This window comes from Methanobacteriaceae archaeon (assembly GCA_013403005.1).
Classification (GTDB): domain Archaea; phylum Methanobacteriota; class Methanobacteria; order Methanobacteriales; family Methanobacteriaceae; genus Methanobacterium.
In genome coordinates this window covers 1-25,386 of the sequence record JACBOA010000003.1, presented here as the reverse complement: position 1 = coordinate 25,386, position 25,386 = coordinate 1, and the positions used below count along the sequence as shown (strand labels likewise).

Genomic DNA, 25,386 nt, shown 5'->3' with positions numbered 1-25,386 from the left:
ATCCAAATATATAACTGGGACTAATTCTAAGAACAGTACCTAAGTGAAATTAAGATCTATTGTGCTGATGGTCAAGGGATCAGTGACCGTCATAGCCTGTGAAACTGCTCTAGGGTAGGTTAATTTAACTATTATGTTGTCCATAAACTCCAGTCGGTGATTCTGGATAAACTGCAATTCATTACTATTTAAATTAAACAATGATTTTAGATTGTTCCGAAGCTTTTTGGTATTGCATTGGGGTTTTATTCCATCCTGTAGTATGTAGTTGTTTGCATATAGTATTGCCCCGAAAACATCAATGTAATAACCGCTGTTCTTCCAGGTATTGTAACCTGGATTAACATATCCTATACTTTTTACCACAGTTCCATTTACTAATATTTGCAGTTCACCATAAAATACATAGGTGTTCTTCCAGAATACACTGAGCCAGGTCACAGAACTACTCAAAGGCACCGTATAAGTTAAAGTGATGGGTTGAAGGGTGGTAATGTTCAGTGCAGAGCTGGTAATGTTCAATGCTGCTGATCCAGGAGCTATAGTCATCTGCAGGGACACATTCTGAGTATTCAAAGATGCATTAACCGTAACCGACCGAAAAGCACTAGTTCCAAGATTTAATATGTTTACGACCTTTCTGTTGAATGTGAGAGTCCTTATTTTTATCCCTGTTTTAGGATTTTTTTTGAATCCTTCAAAATCCATGCTGCGTCTAACATATTTCATATTTTAATATTTTCCGATCTTACCCTTACAAAAAATATAATTAATGTACAGATGAGTACAATTATTACTAAAAATAAGTTAATCAAAGTATTATTGTATAAAAAATCATGTATAACACCAACTGTTATAATAATAGATAAAAATAATAGTCTATTTAAATTTTTCCTGAACTGTTTTTTATCCAAATTATCACCGTGAACATTTATATTTATGCCAGAAATGGGAAATCAAGGTTTTTTTACCAAGGCCCCCCATTAATAAACCATTCATGCCAATCTTCATTGAGCTGTTCTTCGTAATTTCGGCTTGTAGTCCAAGGAGTGTTAACTGCAGCATCATACAATTGGTAAAAACCCCTTCCTATTTGTATTGATCCAACCACAATACCTCCAACTCCTGCTATTGTACCGAGTGGTGGTGCAACGCCAAGTAGTAGTATTGAAAATTTAATTGCTTCAACTCCTGTAAAAACCTTAACCACACTACCAAACAATTTTGATACATAGTTTATATTAAGGTATACTTCTTTTTCCTGGAAATTTTCACCTACTTGGTAAGATTGGCTTGTTAACTGGTCATGGAAGCAGTATGCTCCATAGTAATTGTAAACTGTGTTAATATCCCTTACAATGCCAGTTTCAGGATCAACTACCATAAAATTACTATTATTTCCTACAGACTTTATTATGATATAACCCTTCTGAATAAACATTTCTAAAGGAATATTATTGCCTAAGTCATGAATTAAATCTATTAATACAGAACTGACAGATGAATTGATGGTAATGATCTGATTAAGTCCTAAATTGTTCATGAGTGCATATTCAATGGGTGAAATTGATGACGAACAGATATAGTTGAACAGGATTGTGTTCTTTAGTGATCCGGCAACTGTCGTGCCCATGCTATGGTCACATTCTAGGGTTAGATAAGTTTGGTAGGCATCATCTCCCACTGAAACTGCTATGGGGTGTGTTCTAGTCCAAGTTATATTAAATTCTCTGGCTACTACATCAGCTACTTGATCATGACAATATTCCATTAGCAAAGCTGTTAAGAATGTTCCATAAGCGGCTTTCATTGCCCCTACTGGATAAGTGGAATTCTGGTTTAGCCAGTAAGCAAGAATATCATCATTAACTTTAGTAGTGGCAATGGCAAAACTCTTAACACCCTCATAACCCGCCAAAAAACCATCCAAGTACATGATGGGGCTTGTTCTGATGGCAGTGTTTCCTGTGAAGTTCAAGTTTATTGTACTGTTGGTCAGAGGATCAGTGACCGTTATATTTGGTGCATCTGCTCCAGGATAGGTTAATTTAAGTGTTATGTTGTCAATGAACTCTAATCGGTGATTCTGGATAAACTGCAATTCTGTGCTGGTTAAACCATACAATGAGGATAGATCATTCCAAAAGCTTGCTGGTATTGCGTTGGGTTTTATTCCGTCCTGTAGTATGTAATTGTTTGCATATAGTATTGCCCTGAAAACATCATCCCGATAACCGCTGTTTTTCCAGGTATTGTAACCTGGATTAACATATCCTATACTTTTTACTACAGTTCCATTTACTAATATTTGCAGTTCACCATAAAATACATAGGTGTTCTTCCAGAGTACACTGAGCCAGGTCACAGAACTACTCAAAGGCACCGTATAAGTTAAACTGATGGGTTGAAGGGTGGTAATGTTCAGTGCAGAGCTGGTAATGTTCAATACTGCTGATCCAGGAGTTATAGTCATCTGCCTGGACACAGTCTGACTATCAAGAGTAGCATTAACAGTCACCGTCCGAGACGCAGTAGTACCCAGATTCAATATGGCTGCGGCCTTTCCATTAAAAGTAAGAGCCGAACTAGTAATCGTTCCATAGTTAGTGCCGAAAGTAATGGATATGCCTTTAATAACATGCCCCAGAGATGAAGTGTCCTGTCCCAGGTTATTATGAGTTAAATCAGCGATTATGCTGGCATTTCCACCCGAATTAACAGTGGATGAAGGATCAATACTCAGTATGAGCCAGGGATTATAATCCACATATCCATTGTAAACAATTTCACCCAGATTCACGGGATTAGTATTGGATCCCCACCAGTTGTTGGTTGCATTTACATTTCCATTTTCACTGATAAGCTCGTATTGACTGTTTGAAGCAATTCTGTTAAAATTAATATCAGCTGATGAAGAATTAGTGTATATTCCATATATGCCCTGAACTATTAAATTCCCATAAACTGTGCAATTTCCACAGTATTCCATATATACACCATATACATTTCCGGGGATAAGGTTATTTTGAATTAAAGTGTTGTTTAAATTCGAAATAAAAATCCCAGGGCCATCATTACTCATTATCAAGTTAGTGTGAAGGATATTATTCTTCGAATCAAGAAGCTCCATCCCACCATATCCATTATAGGTGATTGTGTTCCCATAAATTACATAATTATCAGCATTACAAGTGGCTAACCCAATCATTTGATTACTGGTTATATTACTGTTCATAATAACATTATTCATAGTTTTGACCGCGTTAGTGAGGATTCCAAAGAAATTGTTGGTTATGGTGTTGCTATTGATTGTGCAGTTTGAACATCCATTCAAAAGCAATCCAAAACTATTAACCGCCCCTGAAATAATAAAACCCTGAATTAATGTTCCACTGCCCGAGCTGTTTATCTTAAAAACAGGTTGTGAAGGATTCGAAGCCCGTACAGTCACATTGCCCTCAGAAAATATGGTCAAATTCTTATTCACCACAACATTCTCAACATAGGTGCCACTTTCCACCAAAATAACATCACCATTAACAGTTAACGAATTACTGATAGCAGATTGTATGGTGCTAAAAGATTTACGGAACGCTTTAGAAACTTGTTGATTGTCCATGGTTGCTGTGACTGTTGTTGCACCAGAATAGGGGCTTGATGTGAGAATAACAGTTGCTTTACCTTTTTTAGTAGTGGCTGTGGGGGTGATGCTTCCGAGTGTGGTGGTGAAATTAACTGGCAATCCGTCAGGTATTGATCCTGAACCGGATGTGTTTTCTCCACGGTTATTATGGGTTAAATCTGCGGTTATCTCTGAATTAGAAGTATTTTGGTGTGTTACATGAACAACTGAACCAGTTAAATTAATTACAAGCCATGGATCATAAAGAACTGTTCCACCGGCCGTGTATATTGCACTTCCACTTGCTGATGAAACCAGTGGTTCGTTGGTTCCCCACCAGTTGTTGGTTGCATTTATAGTACAGTTATCACTAGTTTCAAGTCCATGCACGTTGTTTCCAGTTATTCTATTTAAATTTAAATTAGCTGAAGATGAAGAGAGGTATATTCCTCTATTACGGTTACTGGAGATATCGTTTTCAAAGATGCTGTTATTGTAGGATCCTGAAAATTGCATTCCATCACCACAATTATTGGAAATACAATTTCCTATAAATATGTTATTTGCACTGCCCAAATTCATTCCACTAAAATAAATTCCATATGCACGATTGGATGAAATGTTATTATATAAAATCGTGTTATTCATAGAATTATATGCGTATATTCCCACAGTATTCTCTAAAATAATGTTTTTGGCAAATATGTTTCTTGAGGAAGTTGAAAGATAAATTGCACAAAATTGAATTCCTCTAAGATAATTTGTTAAAACCTGATTATCATTAGAATTAACAATGTTTACCCCAATTACTCCATTAAAAAACTGATTAAAGTTTACTTTGTTATTTGAGGAACTGGTGATGTCAATGGCAGAGTATAAGGAATTATTTATTGTGTTATTCTGAATTAATGTATTATTAGATGCATATAGGGAGATCCCATAATAATTTCCAATTATGACGTTTCCAATAATGCTACAATTGTTGGCGGACATGATATTAATGCATTTGGCATTTGCAGAAGTCCCAGCACCTATTATCGTGAGATCCTGTATACAAGAGCCATTTCCACTTGAGATGATAGTGAAAATGGGTTCGGTTTGATTCAAAGCAAAAATAGTCACATTAGCTCCAGAAACAGGCTTTATAGTAACTTTTTTATGTATTATTATATTTTCAGTGAAATTTCCGGATATCTCAATAGTATGACCATTTAATGTTAATGGGTCATTAATAGCATCCTGAATCCTAGAATAAGTTTTATTAATGTTGATATTGGATACAAGGTTTAAAGTGTAATTTTGAGTTTGAACCATTGCCTGATTACCTGCACTATCCACGGCCATAAACTTCAATGTTGTAGTGCCAGGGGTAATGATCATTATTGGACTGGTATACCTAGTGCTAGAAGTTGTGGGAGTATTGCCATTAATAGTGTAATAAATGATTGGATTTAAATCAAGGTTATCTGAAACAGTCAAAGTTACGGACTTGGTAGTATTATAAATGCCACTTGCCAAACTGGCATTTACACTAGGTGAAATGGTGTCGATGGTTATGTTAGTCTGTATGGTCTGTTTATTCAGTGAAACGCTAATATATGCCGTTCCTGAGGTTGCAGTTCCTCTTGTAAATGTTGAAATGGCTTTTCCGTTAAGGGTATAAACTGGGCTGGTAACAGTTCCCAAGGTAGTGGTGAAATTCACTGGAATATTATCTGGAAGGGTCCCCTGTGAAGAAACATCCTCACCATTGTTATTGTGAGTTAAATCAACTGTGATATTGGAATTACCATTACCAACAACTCCAGGACTGGCATTCACATTCATAACCAGCCATGGATTATAGGTAACATTTCCTGCTGTCGCATAAATGTCACTGTTAGTAACAGCAGAAATAATGGGATTATTGGAACCCCACCAGTTATTTGTAGCATTTACAATTCCATTACCCCAACTATAAAGCCCAAATTGTGAATTTTCGGAAAAATTGTTAAATTTACAATTTACAGTAGAATTCAAAATGTATATTCCATAATTGTTTTTAAAGATGCTGTTTTTGTTAATTGTAATATTTGAGCAATAGATTAGCTTTATTCCATATTGGCTACCAGTGATATTATTGTTAATTATGGCAGTATTGGCAAAAACTAGACACATACTTGTAGTGGAATCAATTAAATTATTTCCTGTAATGTAATGATTTGATCCATATGCAAGATATATGCCGTAATTATTACTTGTTAGGTTATTGTTTTGAATAAGGTGATTTGAACCGTAGGCGAGGTATATGCCGTAATTATTACTTGTTAGGTTATTGTTTTGAATAAGGTGATTTGAACCGTAGGCGAGGTATATGCCGTAATTATTACTTGTTAGGTTATTGTATTGGATTATGTGATTTGAACTATAGAAACTTTGTATTCCATATTGGTTGCCTATTATTGTGTTGTTTTGGATGATGTGATTCGAACCACGAAGATCATATATTCCAAGGGTGTTATTGTTTAAAGTGTTTCCAATGATCCTGTTATTTGAACCAGAAAGTGATATGGCACCATAGTTATTGTTAAAGGTATTATTGATGATGTTGCAATTATTAGCATTTGTCAAAGAAATACTATAAGCATTATTTGTTGTTTTTATGATGAATCCCTGTATTGTTGAACCACTACCATCAGAATTAATGGTAAAAACAGATTTTGAGGAATTCAATGCCTGAATAGTAATATTTCCTCCAACTTTTGCCTGTAACTGAACTTTTTTATTAATGATCACATTTTCAGTGTAAGTATAAGCAGAACCGTTATTATCACTCACTATTATAATATCTCCTGAAGAAGCATTATTCACTGCTGCTTGGATACTTCCACCAGGGCTTACAGTTAAATTAGCAGCTGAAACAGTTCCAATAATTGAGATAATCATCACGGACAAAACCAATATTATCATACTAAAAAATATTTTATTCATACTTTCACCCAAAGATCCTTTAGGCAAAGTAATATTTAATACCTTTTATAATGTAATTAATAAAAAATATTTTATAGTAAAATGAATAAAATAATAGTTTTGTTAAATAAATTATGATCAAGCAGGGCTAACTAATTTGATGAAAGATGAACCACTTCATAAAAAAAATTAACAGGCTAAAAAAGTTCAAAAAGGTATTTAAAATTAGAAAAAAATCCTAAAGGAAGAGATTAGATGGTCCCTTCCAGATAAGTGTCTGCCACAGCAGCCACACCTTCACCAATCTCTACATCCATTCCCAGACCCTGCATGGTCATCTCTAATGCGGCGATGGTGCTTATTATTTCTCTGTGGGTTATGTTACCCATGTGGCCGATACGGAACACATTACCCTTAAGATGGTCCTGGCCTCCGGCTAGTTCAATCCGGTAGCGTTCCCTCATGGTACCCCTGAGTTCTGCATCGGTTGTTCCTTCAGGCATCTTAACTGAGGTTACGGTGTTACTGGATACTTCTTTCTGGGCGAATAATTCCAATCCCAGGGCATTAATACCATTCTGGGTGGCTTTAGCAGCTAATTTGTGTCTTTTAACTCTTTCCTCTAAGCCTTCTTCCATGATAACCCTGAGAGCTTCTTGCATAGCATAAATTAATGAAACTGCGGGGGTGTAGGGAGTTTCTGGTGGTGTGGCATCTCCACTTTTCTTATATTTTTTCAAGTTAAGATAGTAAGTTTGATTTTCAGTCTTATCCACCACATCCCAGGCTTCGTCACTTAGGGTGATGGCAGCCATACCTGGAGGTGCAGCCAAGCATTTCTGGGAGCCGGTGACACAGATGTCGATTCCGTAACCGTCTACAAATACGTCATCCCCACCCAGACTGGACACAGTGTCCACAATGTACAGGGCATCGTAATCCTGCATAATTTTACCCACCTCTTCAATGGGGTTGGTCACACCGGTAGAAGTTTCATTGTGCACAATAGTCACTGCTTTAATGTCTTCTTCCTCTTCCAGGATGTAACGCACATCATCAGGGTTAACAGCATGCCCCCATTCCACTTCCAGCTCAGTAGGGATTCCACCATGGGTTTCGGTTATCTGCATGAAGCGTTGTCCGAATTTACCGCCCACAATGTTTAACACCCGGTCTCCCTTACTGATGGTGTTGGCCAGGGCAGCCTCCATGGCTGCAGTGCCAGAGCCAGTGATAAGGTAAGACTTGTTTTCAGTCATGAACACTTCAGACATCATCTGATTGGTTTCAGTGAGAATTTCACCAAAAATGGCGCTTCTGTGGTTAACAATGTTTTCTGACATGGCCTTCAGGACCCTGGGTGCCACACGAGTGGGTCCAGGAATCATCAGCAAAGTTTCATCCATCTTTTTCAACTCCAATTAAAAATATCCTCCAATTTTCTCATGCACAATTTCTGGTATATGCCCGTAGGTTGTACATGGTCAGGGACAATACAAATTTAATTATGTATATAATGGGATATACCTTATATATGGAACTGACCCTCTGGATGCAATGGTACCAGCTCATCCTGGAAGACTTTGGTTTTGTAAGGGAGGATGATGAACACTCTGCAGAAACTTTAAACAACATACTGGATGATATAGGTGCTCTTACACCACAAGACATAAAAATACAGGATAGAGTTATAATTTTCGGAGCCGGACCCTCATTGAAGTCCAATCTAACTGTTTTAAAAGATATGGATCTGGATGATGTTACTCTCATAGCTGCTGATGGAGCAACAACAGCCCTTCTAGAGGATGATTTGATTCCTGATATTGTAGTAACTGACTTGGATGGGCGTATGAATGATATATTGCACGTTAATCATAAAGGAGCGTTAATGGTGGTTCATGCCCATGGAAATAACTTGGAACAAATAAAAAAATACACACCAAAACTGGTAAATGTTCTGGGAACCACTCAAAGCTTGCCGCTTTCCAGCATATATAACTTTGGAGGGTTCACAGATGGAGATCGCTGTGTTTTCCTGGCCATAGCTCTGGGAGCGCATGTTATAGTTTTATCAGGTATGGATTTCGGTAAGATAGTAACCCACTATTCCCGACCTAACCAGGAGGATGGTCCGGCAGATGTGATAAAACAGAAAAAACTTAAATGGGCTAAAAAACTGGTTGAATGGGCTGCTATGAATTCTGAGGTCCGTTTCTTGAATATTTCAGGCGGAGAATCTGTTCAAGGTGTTGAAGATATAAAACCGGAATTTCTGAATTATAAATCCTAATAAATATAAGCTGATCTGGACAATTAAAAATAAACAATCATAGATATACTCTATTATTTTGACGGGGTAAATATAATGCCAGACCGTGTTGAAGATATTTTGATGGGTGAAGAAACTCTTTTTAAGAATATAATGGCTTTTAACCCGGATTATGTTCCTGAAAATTATTTGCACCGGGAGGCGCAAATGGAAGCCCTGGCTATATGTTTGCGCCCGGCTTTAAAGGGAGGCAAACCAGTTAATTCTGTGATTATGGGATCTCCAGCAACAGGGAAAACCACTGCCATTCGTAAAATGTTTGAAATGGTAGAAAAAAGGTCTGATAAAGTTGTATGTGCCTATGTGAACTGCCAATTATATAACACCAGGTTTAATATCTTTTCTCAAATATACAAGCATTCATTTGGCTTTTTACCAGCTGAAACTGGTGTTCCTTTTTCCCGCATATATGGGGAGATTATGAAAAAGCTCTCTAATGAGGGAAAAGCCCTGGTAGTTGCATTGGATGATGTTAACCATCTTTTTTACACTAAAAATGCCAACCAAATACTTTATGATATTCTCCGGGCTCATGAAGTTTTCCCAGGGGTTAGAACTGGGGTTTTTGCCATAATATCTGACATAGAATTCCGTTACATGCTGGATAAAAATGTCAGTTCCATTTTCATACCCCAAGAAATCATATTCGAACCCTACAACTGGCATGATATCCGTGATATACTCCAGGATCGGGTGAAAATAGGTTTTTACCCTTCTGTAATTTCAGATGAACTTTTAGATGAAATTACTGATGTTACACAATCTACAGGAGATTTAAGGGTGGGAATTGATCTTTTACGCACCAGTGGGAACTTTGCTGAAGCCGATGCCTCACGAAACATTAAAAAGGAGCACCTTGAACGAGCAATGCAGGACTTTGACTCCCATCATCTTAAAGACACCATAAATAAACTTTCTGAGGATGAAAAAAACATTCTAAGGGTGATTATAAAGTTAGATGAAGATCATCCCACAGCAGGGAATCTTTTCAACCTTCTTAAAGAAGAATATCATAAAGAGGGGAAAAAATCTTTAAGCTACGCATCATTTGATCGTGCACTTAAAAAACTGGAATTTGTACGGTTAATAGACACTCAATTCACTGGAAAGGGAGTAAGGGGCAATACCCGTTTAATTATTTCCCGTTTTGATTCTAAAGTAATAGAGAGATCTCTTAATTAAATAAAATGAATAAAAATCATTTTTAAGGGTAAATCACAGAAATGGAAAATTAGTGATAAATTTTAATTTCCCAAAAATTTTTTATGGATGTTCTATTCCTTTTTACAAATCTTATTCATTTATATGGATAAGTAAGGATTTAAAAACTCAAAAATCTTCCATTTACTTGTAATATTCATATATATCCAGTGTGTAGATGAATGAAGATTGTAAGGCTAAATTTTCAGGATTGAATTAATCTAATCCACTAGATACTATTTTGTCTATAAAATAAAATTTTAGTTCATTCATTAGGAAATTATAACTCTGGTAGACGCTGATGATTCTATAAATTTCTTATCTCATCCTGATTTTTTCTATCTATGCATGAATTCAACATTAAACAGATTTCCATTTATAAAAGGTCCAATAAATAAGATAAAGAGAAGTTTAAATGGTGTTCGGAAAGTTTGAGTTGGGTGTTGCTGATACCATCACCACTCCGATTAGGATTATGGTAACCATGATCACTACTGGGACGAAGTAACTCATGCCCAAAAAAATCAGGTCTATTTCCTCCTTATAATGTGTTTTCCTTCTCAAATCCGGAATTTGATTATTTCTGAAACTTTTCTGCATATTATCACTCTCCTACTAAGAAATGGGGCAATTAACATATATAAAAAGAGAGATAGAGAGCATGTGAGAAGTAATATGCATATCAATGGAGGGGATTTTTGTCAAGAATACAACAAAAATTTAAATCATTTTCCACATAGATTAAACCTCACAAGAAAAGTAATAAGTTTAAATAAAAAACAGAATTAAATTCTTTTTAACACTCATGGAGGGATTTAAGTTGCCTGAAAGCGAAATAGAGCTAAGAGTTGCCGAAGCATTGCAACAGGACGTAGGCAAAGGAATGGTAAGAATAGACCATGAATTAATGAGTAAAATCGGGGCGTCACCTGGAGATATAGTGGAAATAATCGGTAAGAGAACTACAGGAGCCATAGCTGGGAACTCCTACCCGGCAGATGTGGGATTGGAGATAGTACGTATGGACGGACTCACCCGCTCCAATGCAGGAACATCCATTGGAGAAATGATCACCATACGTAAAGCACAACCAAGAATGGCCAGTAAAGTAGTTATCGCCCCAGCAGCTAAAGGAATGCGTATCATGGCCTCAGGAGATATCATTAAAAGAAACCTCATGGGCAGAGCAATCACCAGGGGAGACGTACTGGCTCTGGTATCGCCCCGAAGAACCAAGGAAACTTTAAGGGAATTTCCCGGCTCAGAAGATATATTCCGGGAATTCTTCGAAGCCACCACACCATTTTCCCTAGGAGAAATCAAATTCACTGTAGTTTCAACCAACCCGGCAGGGCTGGTGCGTATAAATGACACCACCCAAGTGGAAGTGAGACCAGAAGCTGTGGAGGTAATGGAAAAAAAAGTTCCAGATGTTACCTACGATGATGTGGGAGGGCTTAAAAACGAAATATCTAAAGTCAGGGAAATGATCGAACTACCTCTCCGCCATCCGGAAATATTCGATCGCCTGGGAATCGACCCCCCTAAAGGAGTCCTTTTACACGGAGCACCAGGTACTGGAAAAACCCTTCTGGCAAAGGCAGTTGCCAGTGAGAGTGGATCAAATTTTGTGGCCATAAATGGGCCAGAAGTCATGAGCAAATTCGTGGGAGAAGCTGAGAAAAAAATCAGGGAAATATTCGAGGAAGCTGCAGAAAACGCACCCACAGTAATATTCATAGATGAAATCGATGCCATAGCACCCAAAAGGGAAGAAGTCACTGGTGAAGTAGAACGCAGAGTTGTGGCCCAGATATTGGCCCTGATGGATGGACTTAAAGAAAGGGGAAAAGTAATAGTTATCGGAGCAACTAACCGACCTGATGCCCTGGACCCTGCTCTACGCCGACCAGGTAGATTTGACCGGGAAATTGAATTAAGAGTACCTGACAGGGAAGGAAGAACCGAGATACTGGAGATACACACCCGGGCCATGCCCCTCTCAGATGATGTAAATATTGATAAGTTAGCGGACATAACTCATGGATTTGTAGGTGCAGATTTAGCAGCACTCTGCCGTGAAGCAGCAATGAATGCTTTAAGAAGAGTTTTACCTGACATTGACTTGGAAGAGCAGCGCATATCTCCCGAGGTATTGGATAAACTTTTTGTCACCAAAAATGACTTTATTGATTCCATGAAATCCATCAGTCCCTCAGCACTCCGGGAAGTTTTCATTGAGGTGCCCAATGTCCACTGGGAGGACATCGGAGGACTGGATGAACTAAAGGAAAGTCTTAAAGAAGTAGTTGAATGGCCATTAACTAACATTTCCTCATTCCAGCGTATAGGAATCGAACCATCTAAAGGCATATTACTATTCGGACCACCTGGAACCGGGAAAACATTACTAACCAAGGCTGTGGCCACAGAATCCAAGGCTAATTTCATCTCAGTCAAAGGTTCAGAAATACTCAGTAAATGGTTTGGTGAATCAGAAAGAAAAATCACGGAGATATTTAAAAAAGCCAAACAGGCATCTCCCTGTATAATATTCTTTGATGAAATCGATGCCATAGCCCCTATAAGGGGATCTGCAGCTGGTGAACCAAGAGTAACCGAGCGCATGGTCAACACCATTCTCTCAGAAATGGATGGGCTGGAAGAGTTAAGGGGTGTGGTGGTAATAGGGGCCACCAACCGTCCTGATCTCATGGATCCAGCACTGCTGCGGCCGGGTAGATTTGATGAAGTAGTACTGGTACCACCACCTGATGAAAAAGCACGAAAAGAGATATTAAAAGTCCATGTGGGGCACATGGCATTAGATGATGATGTTAAACTTCAGGAGCTTGCTAAAAAAACAGAAGGGTACTCTGGGGCAGATATTGAAATGTTATGCCGCAAGGCTGGAATGATAGCACTCCATGAAGACATGAATATTTCCAAAGTATCCAACAAGCACTTCAAAAAAGCTTTAAAGAAAATTAATCCATCTACAACAATCAAAACCAAGGAATATTATGAGGAAATTGCACGAAGGTTAGGCCGTGGCTTGGAGCCTAAAAAAGCGCCAGAGGAATTTTTCCAGGAAGTAGCCTGATAAAACAGGCCTTCTGGAAACTTTTCTTTAAACAGGGGTTTATCAGTGGATAACATAACTAAATCTAAAAAAAATGCAAATCTTAAATTCGAATTTTTTGATGTAACAGCAGATGTGGGTTTTCGTGCGTATGGTGAAAATCTGGAGGAAGCATTTCAGAATGCTGGCCTGGCCACCTTTGAAGTTATGACTGATACCTCCAGAATAAAACAGAACATAAAAAGGGAGATTATACTAGAATCAGAGGATGAGAAAGCGCTTCTTTATGACTGGTTAAGTGAATTACTATTTCTCCATGACTATGAAGGTTTGGTTTTCTCTGAATTTACGGTTCAAATAACATCAAAAGAAGATGGAAAATTCATCATTAAAGCTGAAATTTGGGGAGAAGAATTCAACCAGTCCATTCATGAAGTAAGGGATGAAGTAAAGGCAGTAACCTTTCATCTAATGGAAATAGAGAAAAACAATGCATGCATGGTGCAGGTAATTTTAGATACATGAATGTAGGTTTATGTGGGGTGCTAGGTTAAAAAAGAGTTACTTAAAAAACAAGTTATATTAACCCTTTAACGGATTTTATCAATATTATGTTTTATATACTTATTTTTGGTGATTTATCATGCCTTATCTGATCTGCGAAAAATGTGGAGGTTATTACAAACTCAAAGAGGGCGAATCTCCTCATGATTTTGATGATCAGTGCCAGTGTGGTGGTCATCTTAAATACAAAGAATCATTAGGTGAATACGATCCAATCACCGCGGATAATCCGCAGATGGATGATCATCCTGTTATGAATGATGATTCAATTACCACAGATGATGATAGGGTAGAAGAAACTCTTCATGCTTCTGATAAATATTTATTGGCGGATAATTCACCAAAAAACGCTTTTACAGACTCTTTTTATCAGGATACAAATAATAAAGAAGAAAATAATGAACAAATAACTAAAGGTCATTTATCAGGTAACCTGTTTCGAATCAGCGTTATCATGGCTATAATGGTCATAATCATCATAACTGCAGGGATATTAACCCATAAAAATAACAGTTACGGGGTGTTCAACTTTAATGCATATGAAAAGTACAGTGATGAAGAGATTAACACTTTTATGGAAAGTGCTTTCAATCCAGATGATTATGGTAACAGTTACAATCAGGTAGGTAAATGGCAAACTAACGTGGTAAGAATCAAAATCACTGGTTCACCCACAGAAGAGGATATAAAAACTCTTAAAAAAGCTATTAATGATATTAACGTTAATGTAAAGGATTTTCAGCTAGTGATTGATGATAAAAATCAGATGGAACATGATATGGAAATTTACTTCATTCCTCATTCAGAATTCTCATTGTATTCTGTTAATCCAAAAGAAGCAGATGGATTCACCCTATGGAGGGTGAGTACCAGTGATATTTACGGTGGTAACCCAGCAGGGGAAATTTTCAAAGCCAAAGTATTCATAGGAATCGATGGTTTGAGCCAAAAGAGACGTTCTCATGTAATAGTCCATGAACTAGCCCATAGCCTTGGATTACACCACAACCACAACCAGAATAGTGTGTTATGTTTAAGAGGACCTGATATAACCGAGTACACAGATCTGGATAAAACCATGTTCAGGATGCTTTACCGTAATGATATACTCCCTTACATGTCACGAAATCAAGTGGAAATCATTATGAACAATTCCAGGCGCAGCTTTTTCTAATTCCACCAAATAAAACCCACCAAATAAAACTATTTCTAGTTTATATAAAAGTTTTTTAATCATCATTTTTTTTTAAGAAATAATCATTTGAGAATAATTAAATCTAAATCATCTAAATCTTTAAACAGTTAGAGCTGTTTAAATGAGTCAAAATAAAGAAAAATTCCAACTAAATAAAACTAAATAAAAAAATAAGCATAAATGGCTTTAAATCGCGTACGAAAACAATCAATTATAATTATTGGACAGATTGAGTTAATTTTAATTTTTAAAAATAACTAGAGGAAAAGCAATTTTTCAAGTTCCTTAAGGTTCCCTTCAATAAAATCATGGGATTTAGGATCAGAGAGAATCTTCAACTGCTTCTGACCAGTTTCAAGGTAAACTTGCCTTAATATATCTTGAAGTTCGAATACTGGCATATCCATCACTTTCCGCACCTTAATTCTTTCTTCATCAGTCAAATTATTAAAATAGTCTTTTATCTGGGATTCAAATGATTTTACAACATTATTATTCCTAGCAACCACCATTTTCAATACTAATGGCGGTACCCTGGTGAAAACATCCATTAAATCCATAACATCTTTTTCCGTAATTTCCACGTCTTCTGGTTCCATTTTAATCTCCCTTAATTTCTAGGCACTGTAAAGTTTTTGTGGGTTAGGTGGTTTTGAGGTTTCTTTGGTCCCATAATTTCTTTCTTTGCCATATTCTTGTCATTACGCCTTCTGTGGTTTTCATTATTCTTTTAATGTGTTTGGGAAGTGTTTTCTGGAAGTAGTTTTCTATTTGGTTAGTTGTCTTTGGTACTTTAGGGTCTTTAAGAAATAAAAAGTATGTTTCAAAGTGAGGCATGATTTGTTTGAGGATTATTTGTCTAATAATTTCAGGATAATCTTCAACTTTATTTAATATGTCATTAAAATCTTTTCTAACTTTTTTATAAGATGTAGATTCAAATAAATCGAATATTATGTTTTCATGGTCTTTTATTTTTTCCCTGTCGTCTTTTTCAATGCTGTTTTCTTTTAAATATTCTTTGATAATCTTTTTCATGTTTTTTCGTGCGTGAATTAGGCACCATTGATGTTTGAAGCCTAATTTTTCGATGATTGGTTTGTATTTATGGTCAAGATCGCTTGTTATCGATATTTTATTCTGGTTACGAGTGTTTACGTCTAAAAAGTCTTTTATTTGGTCTTTTGTCTCTTCGGAGTATATTTCATCGGCTACGCTGATATTGTGTATGCTGTCGAATAAAGTGTATCGGTAATTCCACTCACCATTAATTTTAGTATGCTCCACGTCAAATTCATAATAACCAGAATATTCCCTTATAATATCTTTATTTTCGTTTTGTGTTTCTAATATCCAGTTTTCAATGGTTGTATGGGAAATATTAATTCCTGTATCCTTTTTTACTTTATAAGCTATTTTACGTACTGATCCAAAGAATAAACTCACAAATTCTAATACTTTTTCTTTAAACCCCCTTGTATAATTACAACCAGGCTCAACAACCTCATTCAAATCTGTAATAAAGTTATTACCACAGTTATCGCAAGTATATCTTTTTATTTTGGCATTTACAGCGCCTTCATAATAAAAATAAAGTAATCTATCGTTATATCCATCGGGAGAAACGGATTTAGAGTAACATTCAGGACAAACACCAAAACTGTTTTCAATATAAAGAAAATCCTTTTTGAAATACATAACAAGCGAATTATCGTATTTATTAACTTCATTTCTCTTTTTACTTAATTCAAATTCGTATTTGGAAAAACTTTCAAAAAAATCAGAAAGTTTATATTGTTTATAGTTCAAACAACCTATGGGAGCAATTAATTTTACGATTGTCATGTTAAAATATTTGCTCCCACTTTTATATTAACTTTACGACTTTATTTTTACAGAATAAACACAATATGCAACTTTATGAAAAATAAAAACAAGAAAATATAAAAATCAAATCCCACCAATATTTTACAGAGCCAATTTCTAAAATCATGAAATATTTTTTAAGTTGAATTTTTTAAGTTGACACTTTCATTCAAGAAAATATATCCTATTTGTCTTTTCTTAAATTCTTTCTTTCTTGGTGAAAATATTTGTATTCTGCCCATGTTATCATTCTATATCATAAAACCGAAATCTTGGTATAGGTGATAAACAAATTAAAATATTTGACTAAACAAAAAATAATTAATCAATATTTCTCATGAAAAAAATTTCAAATGTTAAATGGATATTTTTAGTGGATTAATGGAATTTAATATCTTAATAGAAAGTGAATTGGTTAATTTAAGGATATTGAATATTTGAGGAGATTTGATTATATGGTTATGGAAGAAACTCTTAAAAAGGTACGTGACTGTGTATGGGAAGTGCCTGGTGATTATAAAAAGGAAATGAAGGTGCCTGGCCGAATTTACCTGGATGATGAGGCAATTAAAACACTGGAAAAAGGAGCTGTGGATCAGGTGGCCAATGTAGCTTGCCTACCTGGAATACAGAAATTTTCCATTGGACTTCCAGACATCCACTTCGGATACGGATTCAGCATAGGTGGTGTGGGTGCTTTCAGCAGCCGAACAGGAGTTATAAGTCCTGGGGGTGTGGGATTTGATATTAACTGTGGAGTCAGACTCCTTAGAACGAACTTAACCTTTGAAGAAGTTCAACCTAAAATAAAACAACTCATAGATGTCATGTTCCGCAATGTGCCCTCAGGTGTAGGGAGTAAAGGAAAAATCAGACTCCGTGAAGGTGAAATTGATGATGTCCTGGATGATGGGGCTCGATGGGCAGTGGAAAACGGTTATGGCTGGGAAGAAGATCTGGAATACTTGGAAGAAAATGGATGCATGGAAGAAGCAGATTCTGCCAAGGTAAGCGAAAAGGCTAAAAAAAGAGGAATACCTCAATTAGGCAGCCTGGGTTCTGGTAATCACTTCTTGGAAGTTCAAAAAGTAGATGAAATATTTGATAAAGAAGCAGCAAGAACCTTCGGGCTGGAGAAGGATCAGGTAACTGTTCTAATCCATTCCGGTAGTAGGGGTTGCGGTCATCAGGTGTGCAGTGACTACCTGCGAATAATGGACAAGGCAGCCAAGAGGTATAAGATTAGCTTACCAGACAGACAACTTGCCTGTGCCCCGGTAGAATCAGATGAAGCTCAGGATTATTTCGCTGCAATGGCTGCTGCTGCTAATTACGCCTGGACTAACCGGCAGATGATAGTGCACTGGGTGCGCGAATCCTTTGAACAAGTATTGAACCGTGATTCTGAAGATATGGGAATGGGTATTGTCTATGATGTGGCCCATAACATTGCCAAGAAGGAAACCCACAATATTAAAGGGAAAGATATGCTGATTTATGTGCACCGTAAGGGTGCCACCAGGGCATTTGGACCGGGACGTGAAGAGTTACCGCTAGATTACCAGAAAATTGGCCAGCCAGTTTTAATACCTGGAACCATGGGAACATCATCCTACATTTTACATGGGACTGAAACTGCCATGGAGGAAACCTTCGGATCCACTGCCCACGGAGCCGGACGTCACATGAGCCGTGCCGGTGCTAAACGAACCTATCGTGGAGAAGAAGTCTTAAAGATCCTGGAAAATAAAGGAATATATGTTAAAGCCAATTCCATGCCTGTGGTGGCAGAAGAAGCACCTGGAGCATACAAGGATGTGGACTTGGTGGTGCAGACAGCTCATAAAGCAGGTATTTCCCGTTTAGTTGGAAGGATGGTACCTTTAGGAGTGGCTAAAGGATAATTATCTAGAAAGTACCAGGATATAGATTCGTTAATCATTTTAATTGCTAAGATTTTGAATTTTCTAATTCAATCACATTATCCATCCTAAAATGAAAAGTCATTTAAAGGAGAAATCAATAGATGATAGGAATAATTGGAGGCACAGGAGTATACCAAATAGTTGAAATGGGGAATTTCAAGGAGAAAAAGATCCTTAAAACACCTTTTGGTGAATCACCTTCCATATCCATCTTCAACCTGGAAGGAAAGGATGTTGCCTTCTTACCACGCCACCGGGAAGGGCATAGTACCCCTCCCCACATGATAAACTACCGGGCCAATGTTTATGCACTTAAAATGCTGGGAATAGACAGTGTCCTGGCCACCAATGCCGTCGGATCTCTTAGCGAATCTTTAAACCCTGGTGAATTTCTCATTCCTGATGATTTCCTGGATTTCACCCGCACCAGATCCTTTACTTTCTATGATGACCGGGCAGTGCACGTGGATGTAACCCAACCCTACTGTCCCCAGCTAAGAGAAACCATAATATCCAGTGGAAAGAACTTGGATGGAACTGTGGTTGATGGTGGAGTTTACGTCTGCACAGAGGGACCCCGCTTTGAAACACCCGCTGAAATACGCATGTATCAACAGTTGGGTGGGGCAGTGGTGGGAATGACTGGCCTTCCTGAAGTAGTGCTGGCCCGTGAACTCGAGATGTGTTATTCCAGCATATGCATGATTTCCAACTATGCTGCATCAGTATCACCAGAGAAAGTGACCATTGATGAAGTATTTGAGGTTGTGGAAGAGAAAAAGAAAGAATTAATCCAGCTCATGTACCAGTCCATAATTAACATTCCAGAAGAAAGAACATGTACCTGTGCACACGCCCTGGAAGGTGCGGAAATCAATTAAAAAATCATTCTTAGAGGTTTTTTCCCCACATTTTAGATGAATATTCTAATAAATTTAGTTGATTAATTGAGGATAGTTAAATAGAAAGATCTGCTTCAGATGAAAATCTATTTTAGTTGGAAAGTATAAAAACGAAATAGAATTTATATACTATAATTTATATTATTCCCACTTTAAAATTCACTCCATTTTTAATCATACTTTTTATTGCCTATTCATCAAAGGTTTTTATAAGAGGAACCTAATTTAAAGGAGAGATTAGGTTGAATCACATGCAGGAAGAAATTATCAAACTCAAAAAAGAAAAAAATGCCATAATACTGGCTCATAATTATCAAACAGCAGAGATACAGGAAATTGCTGATTTTCTGGGAGATTCTCTGGAGTTATGTATTAAAGCATCCCAGATTGAAGATGCAGATCTGATTGTATTCTGTGGAGTGGACTTCATGGCAGAAACAGCTGCCATTTTAAACCCCTCAAAAAAGATATTAATCCCAGATCCAGAGGCAGAATGTCCAATGGCCCATATGTTACCGGCCAGAGAAGTGCGCAAATATAAAGAAAGGTATCCTGATGCTGCAGTGGTCTTATATGTGAATACCCTGGCTGAAGCCAAAGCAGAGGCAGATATACTATGCACCTCTGCCAATGCAGTGCAGGTGGTTGAAAGCCTAGATGAGGATCAGATACTATTCGGTCCGGATATGAACCTGGCCTGGTTTGTACAAGAGCAAAGTGACAAGGAAATCATCCCCATACCTGAAGATGGATACTGTTATGTTCATAAAATGTTCAATAAAGCAGACATAGTCTTCTCCAGGGATAACTATCCTGGATCAGAGGTCCTGGTCCATCCAGAGTGTGATGCAGAAGTACAACAAATGGCAGACCACATACTCAGCACCGGGGGAATGATTCGCCACGTGGCTGGATCACAGAAAAAAACATTCCTTATAGGTACCGAAGTGGACATGGTAACCAGACTACGCAGGGAAAACCCTGAAAAGTTAATTTATCCCCTCCTTGATGAGGCTATCTGTGAAAACATGAAACTGCACACCCTAAAAAAGGTTCATGAATCTTTAATAGAGGAAAAATTCCAAGTAACGGTTCCTGAGGAAATTGCAGATAAGGCGCGAATTGCAGTTGAAAGAATGCTGAAAGTGGCTTGAATTGAATACGGGACTAATAAAAAATTGAAATTAACCTGAAAATAAAAAAATTAGATATTAAATTTATTCAATTCAATAAAATTTAGCATATTAATTATAAAACCCCGCTTATAAATCTAAAAGAAAAAAGCAATAATATAGTATTTATTCCTTTTTTGGTGGTATCAAGTGAAAATGGATAGAAGTGGACTAGCAGGACTTATTCTAATCTTTCTGGGTATTTTAATTTATGCAACGTCCTTTATGGATAATCTGGTGACCATGATCACCTGGCCTCTTTTATCAGGCTCATCTGAGGGTAAAGCTGTCCTTTTAATGGTGGTGATGGGAAGCTTCCTTATACTAAATTCTTTAATGAATAATCAGAAATTTTTATCCCCCTTTAAGGAAAAAATTTCCAGTTACAGTCCACATGGTCAGAAATACCTGAAATGGACCTTGGCAGTGATCTTAATAACCGGTGTGGCTGGTATCTTAATTGAATTACTCATCAGATTAAAGTATGGAGTATCTTTCTTTACCATTTTTGTTTCAGTTAATCCCACCGCAACCACCACCAGTCCTATGCATACTCATGTGTTCAAATCAGTATTTGGGAATCTGGCAGATAGTGTGGGATGGCTGGTTCCCAACCATGTTCACACCGGAGGCAACCTTTATCCGAATGTAATCCCCTGGGCTTATCTAATCCTGATCACCCTCCCCCTGGCATGTGTCACGGGACTTTTCTCTTTAAACGATAGGAAAACGTTTAAGAAAATCTTAATGGCCTTTGCCCTCACCCTGGCCATCATTGGAATGGTAGATGGGGGATTGTACAGCCAACCATCCATGATAGGTCTCACCTTGCTATTCTTCCTATACTTCCTGAAATCACCACTAAAAATCCGTCAACTGATCCTTCCACTATTATTGTCAGGTTTAGTAGTGTTCTCAGGGCTGGCACTGGAACTAGCAGGAAACAACAGCGAATACCATGAGATTAAGGTGATAAACCAGGTCGAACAACCTGACCTCAGCAATTACAATGTTATCAGCACAGAAAAACAGGGAAACATGACTGTAATCAGAATAAAAACCACGGATAGTGATAAAATTACATTAGAAAGTCTTTTCAAGACATATCAGGGTCGAGCGGATGGTTTTTTTATGACCTGGAATTTATTCTCATATTTTTAAAAATCTAACTCCCCAAAAAAATCATTTAATAAAAGTCAAATAACTAAATAAGAGAAAATGAAGCTATCAATTATAATACCCACCTATAACGAGGAAAATTACCTTCCTGCCCTATTGGAGAGTATCAAGAGGCAGGAATTTCAGGATTATGAAATTATAGTGGCTGATGCCGGTTCCCAAGACCGCACAAGAGAAATCGCCCAGGAATGGGGTTGTAGGGTTGTAGAGGGTGGAATGCCTGCAGAGGGCAGAAATCGAGGTGCAGAATCAGCTAAAGGAGAATACTTGCTTTTTTTAGATTCCGATGTAATCTTAACCAGGGACTATCTAAAGCTATGTCTGGAGGAATTTCAACAAAGAAAACTGGGAATTGCCATAACCCAGATAGCACCAATCAGTGATAGCTTCTTAAACAAAATAACCCACGATTTTGCCAATTTTTTCATGAAACGAGTGGAAAATATTAAACCCCACGGAGCCGGATGTTACGGGATTATAACCACCAAAAAATTACACCATCGAGTAGAAGGATTTGACGAAGACCTTGACTTTGGGGAGGACACAGATTACATTGAAAGGATTGGTGCCATAAGCCAATTCAAGGTCCTCAGAAGTCCGAAACTCCTGGTTTCCACCCGCCGAGTTCAAGAGGAAGGTCTGCGTAACGTGGCTTTTAAGTATGCTAAAAGTACTTTTTACCAGTTCCGCGGTAAGCAGATAAGTGCAGAGGATCTTGATTACTCCTTCGGACACCCGGATGAGAAGAGAATACTCTACTCCGTCTGTGGGGAAGGAATGGGGCATGCTATAAGGGGTAAAGTCATTCTGGATCACTTGACCAAAAACCATGAAGTGCATATATTTGCATCTGACCGTGCATATGAATATCTATCCAGACATTTTGATAATGTGTATGAAATTGGAGGATTCAACACAGTCTATGAGGATAACACAGTCCAGAACACCAAAACATTCATTAAAGGAATGAAAGACCTTCCCAGAGACTTAAAAAAGAGTTTACGTTTAATGTACAGCGTGGCCAAGGCAGTGAAGCCCCATTTGATAATTTCTGATTTTGAATTTTATTCTAACCTTTTATCAAAAATATTACGCCTACCACTTCTCAGCCTAGATAATATTCATGTATTAACCCAAGCAGAATTAGATGTACCCCGCAAATACCGCACTGAACGAATAGCAGCGGAAGGTGTGGTCAGATCATTCATACAGATGCCCACACGTTACTTTATCACCAGTTACTACTATCCTCCCCTCAAGAATCCTAAAAAGGCCAAATATTTCCCACCAGTTATAAGAAAAGAAATCATGGATCTCAAACCGTATAATGGGGAGCACGTGCTGGTTTACCAGACCAGTGACTCTAATTATAAGTTAATTGAGATTTTAAAAGAGTTAGATGATGAATTCATTGTATATGGTTTTCATCGTGATGAAAAAGAAGAGAATATACAATTCAAGAGTTTTAATGAGGATGAATTCTTCAATGATCTGGCACAGGCACGGGCGGTGATTGCCAATGGCGGATTCACTCTGATCAGTGAAGCATTATATCTGGGCAAACCAGTTTTAAGCGTTCCAGTTAAAAAACAATTTGAACAAATCTTAAACGCCCTCTACCTGGAAGGTTTAGGTTATGGAGAGGCACATGAAGAACTGAAAAGGGATGATATTGAGAAATTCCTCTCTAAACTGGACAAATACCGTAAAAACATTAAGAAAAACTTTTATCATGACCAGAATCAGTCCATACTGGAAGAACTGGATAATTTTATAGATGAATACTCCTGATATTTTTTTAGATCACTAATCCCCTCAATTAGATTTTCGAGAATATTTCAAATTATAAAATAACCTAATATAGAGGAATACTTCTCTCACGCTCTCACCATAATCCTTTTAGTTTTTAAGGTAAGATAATATTATTATGAGTTCCAGGAGTGGAATGGCTAAGCTCCCCTTGCATGGGGGACGAGCACCCAGATGGCTTTTTCATAGGATGGTGAAACTGGCAGGAGCATTAACCGAGGCTATTGTCTATGAATACGGAGCTAAGGAATTTCTCAACAGAATATCGAACCCACACTGGTTTCAGGCATTGTCCTGCGTTCTGGGATTTGACTGGCACAGTTCTGGCACCACCACCACAACCTGCGGGGCTTTAAAAGCAGCATTAAACCCGGAAGAGCATGGAATTTTAGTTGCAGGGGGTAAAGGCCGCGCCTCCAGAAAAACACCACAGGAGATACTTGGTGCAGGAGACCTGTTTTCTTTATCTACGGTCAAACTTGATGAACTGGTTTATTCCAGTAAAATATCTGCCAAAATCGATAACTCCTGCATCCAGGATGGTTACCAGTTGTATCACCATGTTTTCTTCCTTACAGAAAAGGGAGATTGGGCTGTGGTACAGCAGGGTATGAATGAATCAACTCGATACGCTCGAAGATACCACTGGTTATCAGATTCTCTATCCAACTACATTAATGAACCGCACCGGGGGATATGCTGTGATGAAAGGCATGAGGAGACCCTTAACATGACTTCTCCCCTGAGTTATGATTCCAGGCAAACCAGTCTGGATCTAATTCTGGATAATCCCGACCATTTGAAGAAATATTTCCAGAAAAAACCTCCACTGGAATTCAACCAGTCCAGTCTTGACCTATTCTGCCCTGAGCTGACTTTACCCAGTCATCACCAGGTATTAGATACAGATTTATCTCCCCGAGATTTTGAGGTTCTCAAAAAGGCGTGGGAACTGCAACCAGAAAGTTATGAGGAGCTTATATCTTTAGAGGGGATGGGTCCCAAGAAGATCCGTGCCCTGGCACTAATTTCAGATCTCCTATACGGAGACCAGCCCAGCTGGGATGATCCGGTTAAATACAGTTTCACTCACGGTGGTAAAGATGGATTTCCCTACCCTGTGGACCGGGAGGTATATGACCATTCCATAGCCACTTTAAAGGATGCACTGGAACAGGCACCACTGGATAAGAAAGAACTTTACCAGGCATTAAAACGATTGGGAACGCTTATACAGGAGGATAATTAGCCGAGTATTGAATTATTCCCTAATTTAATAATTAAATCTGTGTTTATAATAGTCATTGATAAGAGTCATTGATTAATGGTAGTTTTTTTTGAATCAGTTCAATTGATTAAAAATTGCTATGTTCTGGGTAGATTTTTTTTCGAATTGAGAAAATGATTTATTTTTTTGTTTAATCTGCTGTCACTGCAACTGAATTTTTATACTAAAATTAAGATCTATAGGGTGTTAGATTTTTACATTTCAGCGAGCCGTTGTAGTTGCTTGTTATCTGGTTTTAGTTTGGATACTATTAAGGCTGCTAAAAGTACACTTAAATATGTCGTTTTTGCTACTGATTTGTATG

The 25,386-nt window shown here is 37.6% G+C and carries 17 protein-coding genes; 11 read left to right on the top strand and 6 right to left on the bottom strand.

Going from position 1 to position 25,386, the window contains the following annotated elements; translation table 11 throughout:
- Positions 1-39 precede the first annotated feature (39 nt).
- The 3 genes from HVN35_03335 to HVN35_03325 form a co-directional block, all read right to left on the bottom strand.
- Positions 40-729 carry a hypothetical protein gene (locus tag HVN35_03335; protein ID NYB51586.1) on the bottom strand — a complete coding sequence of 230 codons (690 nt, stop codon included), beginning with the start codon at positions 727-729 and terminating at the stop codon, positions 40-42.
- A gap of 238 nt (positions 730-967) precedes the next feature.
- Positions 968-6,547, bottom strand: coding sequence for a right-handed parallel beta-helix repeat-containing protein (locus HVN35_03330; protein NYB51585.1), 5,580 nt, complete (start codon positions 6,545-6,547; stop codon positions 968-970).
- Positions 6,548-6,822: 275 nt separating this feature from the next.
- Positions 6,823-7,977 carry an alanine--glyoxylate aminotransferase family protein gene (locus HVN35_03325; GenBank protein ID NYB51584.1) on the bottom strand — a complete coding sequence of 385 codons (1,155 nt, stop codon included), beginning with the start codon at positions 7,975-7,977 and terminating at the stop codon, positions 6,823-6,825.
- A 128-nt stretch (positions 7,978-8,105) separates the two neighbouring features.
- Here HVN35_03325 and HVN35_03320 point away from each other — a divergent pair, with 128 nt between their 5' ends.
- Entirely contained in the window at positions 8,106-8,861 is a 756-nt protein-coding gene (locus tag HVN35_03320) for a DUF115 domain-containing protein (GenBank protein NYB51583.1), read from the top strand.
- A 72-nt stretch (positions 8,862-8,933) separates the two neighbouring features.
- Complete coding sequence (locus tag HVN35_03315; protein NYB51582.1) at positions 8,934-10,082, top strand: ORC1-type DNA replication protein; 1,149 nt, start codon at positions 8,934-8,936, stop codon at positions 10,080-10,082.
- 429 nt (positions 10,083-10,511) lie between these two features.
- Here the strand turns inward: HVN35_03315 and HVN35_03310 are convergent, their stop codons facing one another.
- A complete protein-coding gene (locus tag HVN35_03310; protein ID NYB51581.1) occupies positions 10,512-10,700 on the bottom strand; it encodes a hypothetical protein in 189 nt (62 codons plus the stop codon).
- A 220-nt stretch (positions 10,701-10,920) separates the two neighbouring features.
- Here HVN35_03310 and HVN35_03305 point away from each other — a divergent pair, with 220 nt between their 5' ends.
- The 3 genes from HVN35_03305 (at position 10,921) to HVN35_03295 (ending at position 14,920) form a co-directional block, all read left to right on the top strand.
- Positions 10,921-13,203, top strand: a complete 2,283-nt coding sequence (locus HVN35_03305; GenBank protein ID NYB51580.1) for a CDC48 family AAA ATPase — start codon at positions 10,921-10,923, stop codon at positions 13,201-13,203.
- A 54-nt stretch (positions 13,204-13,257) separates the two neighbouring features.
- Complete coding sequence (locus tag HVN35_03300; GenBank protein NYB51579.1) at positions 13,258-13,707, top strand: archease; 450 nt, start codon at positions 13,258-13,260, stop codon at positions 13,705-13,707.
- Positions 13,708-13,825: 118 nt separating this feature from the next.
- Positions 13,826-14,920, top strand: a complete 1,095-nt coding sequence (locus HVN35_03295) for a DUF2927 domain-containing protein (GenBank protein NYB51578.1) — start codon at positions 13,826-13,828, stop codon at positions 14,918-14,920.
- A 278-nt stretch (positions 14,921-15,198) separates the two neighbouring features.
- On the opposite strand, the gene HVN35_03290 is transcribed toward HVN35_03295, so the two are convergent.
- Positions 15,199-15,540, bottom strand: a complete 342-nt coding sequence (locus HVN35_03290; GenBank protein NYB51577.1) for a hypothetical protein — start codon at positions 15,538-15,540, stop codon at positions 15,199-15,201.
- A gap of 43 nt (positions 15,541-15,583) precedes the next feature.
- Positions 15,584-16,786 carry a hypothetical protein gene (locus HVN35_03285; GenBank protein NYB51576.1) on the bottom strand — a complete coding sequence of 401 codons (1,203 nt, stop codon included), beginning with the start codon at positions 16,784-16,786 and terminating at the stop codon, positions 15,584-15,586.
- Positions 16,787-17,262: 476 nt separating this feature from the next.
- On the opposite strand from HVN35_03285, the gene HVN35_03280 reads away from it, so the two are divergent.
- The 6 genes from HVN35_03280 to HVN35_03255 all read left to right on the top strand — a co-directional run bounded on the left by HVN35_03280 (position 17,263) and on the right by HVN35_03255 (position 25,043).
- Positions 17,263-18,711, top strand: a complete 1,449-nt coding sequence (locus tag HVN35_03280) for an RtcB family protein (GenBank protein ID NYB51575.1) — start codon at positions 17,263-17,265, stop codon at positions 18,709-18,711.
- 122 nt (positions 18,712-18,833) lie between these two features.
- Positions 18,834-19,613: an S-methyl-5'-thioadenosine phosphorylase gene (gene mtnP, locus HVN35_03275; GenBank protein NYB51574.1), complete on the top strand. Its 780-nt coding sequence runs from the start codon at positions 18,834-18,836 to the stop codon at positions 19,611-19,613.
- 272 nt (positions 19,614-19,885) lie between these two features.
- Complete coding sequence (gene nadA / locus HVN35_03270; protein ID NYB51573.1) at positions 19,886-20,788, top strand: quinolinate synthase NadA; 903 nt, start codon at positions 19,886-19,888, stop codon at positions 20,786-20,788.
- Positions 20,789-20,956: 168 nt separating this feature from the next.
- Complete coding sequence (locus tag HVN35_03265; GenBank protein ID NYB51572.1) at positions 20,957-21,967, top strand: hypothetical protein; 1,011 nt, start codon at positions 20,957-20,959, stop codon at positions 21,965-21,967.
- 57 nt (positions 21,968-22,024) lie between these two features.
- Complete coding sequence (locus tag HVN35_03260) at positions 22,025-23,776, top strand: glycosyltransferase (protein NYB51571.1); 1,752 nt, start codon at positions 22,025-22,027, stop codon at positions 23,774-23,776.
- A gap of 136 nt (positions 23,777-23,912) precedes the next feature.
- On the top strand, positions 23,913-25,043 hold the full coding sequence (locus HVN35_03255; GenBank protein ID NYB51570.1) for a DUF763 domain-containing protein: 1,131 nt from the start codon (positions 23,913-23,915) through the stop codon (positions 25,041-25,043).
- The last annotated feature ends 343 nt before the right edge of the window (positions 25,044-25,386 follow it).

Coding starts and splice junctions, on each gene's coding strand:
- HVN35_03285 (NYB51576.1), bottom strand. CDS start 16,786: ATGACAATCGTAAAATTAATTGCTCCCATAGGTTGTTTGAACTATAAA.
- HVN35_03330 (NYB51585.1), bottom strand. CDS start 6,547: ATGATTATCTCAATTATTGGAACTGTTTCAGCTGCTAATTTAACTGTA.
- HVN35_03280 (NYB51575.1), top strand. CDS start 17,263: ATGGTTATGGAAGAAACTCTTAAAAAGGTACGTGACTGTGTATGGGAA.
- HVN35_03255 (NYB51570.1), top strand. CDS start 23,913: ATGAGTTCCAGGAGTGGAATGGCTAAGCTCCCCTTGCATGGGGGACGA.
- HVN35_03290 (NYB51577.1), bottom strand. CDS start 15,540: ATGGAACCAGAAGACGTGGAAATTACGGAAAAAGATGTTATGGATTTA.
- HVN35_03335 (NYB51586.1), bottom strand. CDS start 729: ATGAAATATGTTAGACGCAGCATGGATTTTGAAGGATTCAAAAAAAAT.
- mtnP (NYB51574.1), top strand. CDS start 18,834: ATGATAGGAATAATTGGAGGCACAGGAGTATACCAAATAGTTGAAATG.
- HVN35_03320 (NYB51583.1), top strand. CDS start 8,106: ATGGAACTGACCCTCTGGATGCAATGGTACCAGCTCATCCTGGAAGAC.
- HVN35_03325 (NYB51584.1), bottom strand. CDS start 7,977: ATGGATGAAACTTTGCTGATGATTCCTGGACCCACTCGTGTGGCACCC.
- HVN35_03310 (NYB51581.1), bottom strand. CDS start 10,700: ATGCAGAAAAGTTTCAGAAATAATCAAATTCCGGATTTGAGAAGGAAA.
- HVN35_03260 (NYB51571.1), top strand. CDS start 22,025: ATGAAGCTATCAATTATAATACCCACCTATAACGAGGAAAATTACCTT.
- nadA (NYB51573.1), top strand. CDS start 19,886: ATGCAGGAAGAAATTATCAAACTCAAAAAAGAAAAAAATGCCATAATA.
- HVN35_03295 (NYB51578.1), top strand. CDS start 13,826: ATGCCTTATCTGATCTGCGAAAAATGTGGAGGTTATTACAAACTCAAA.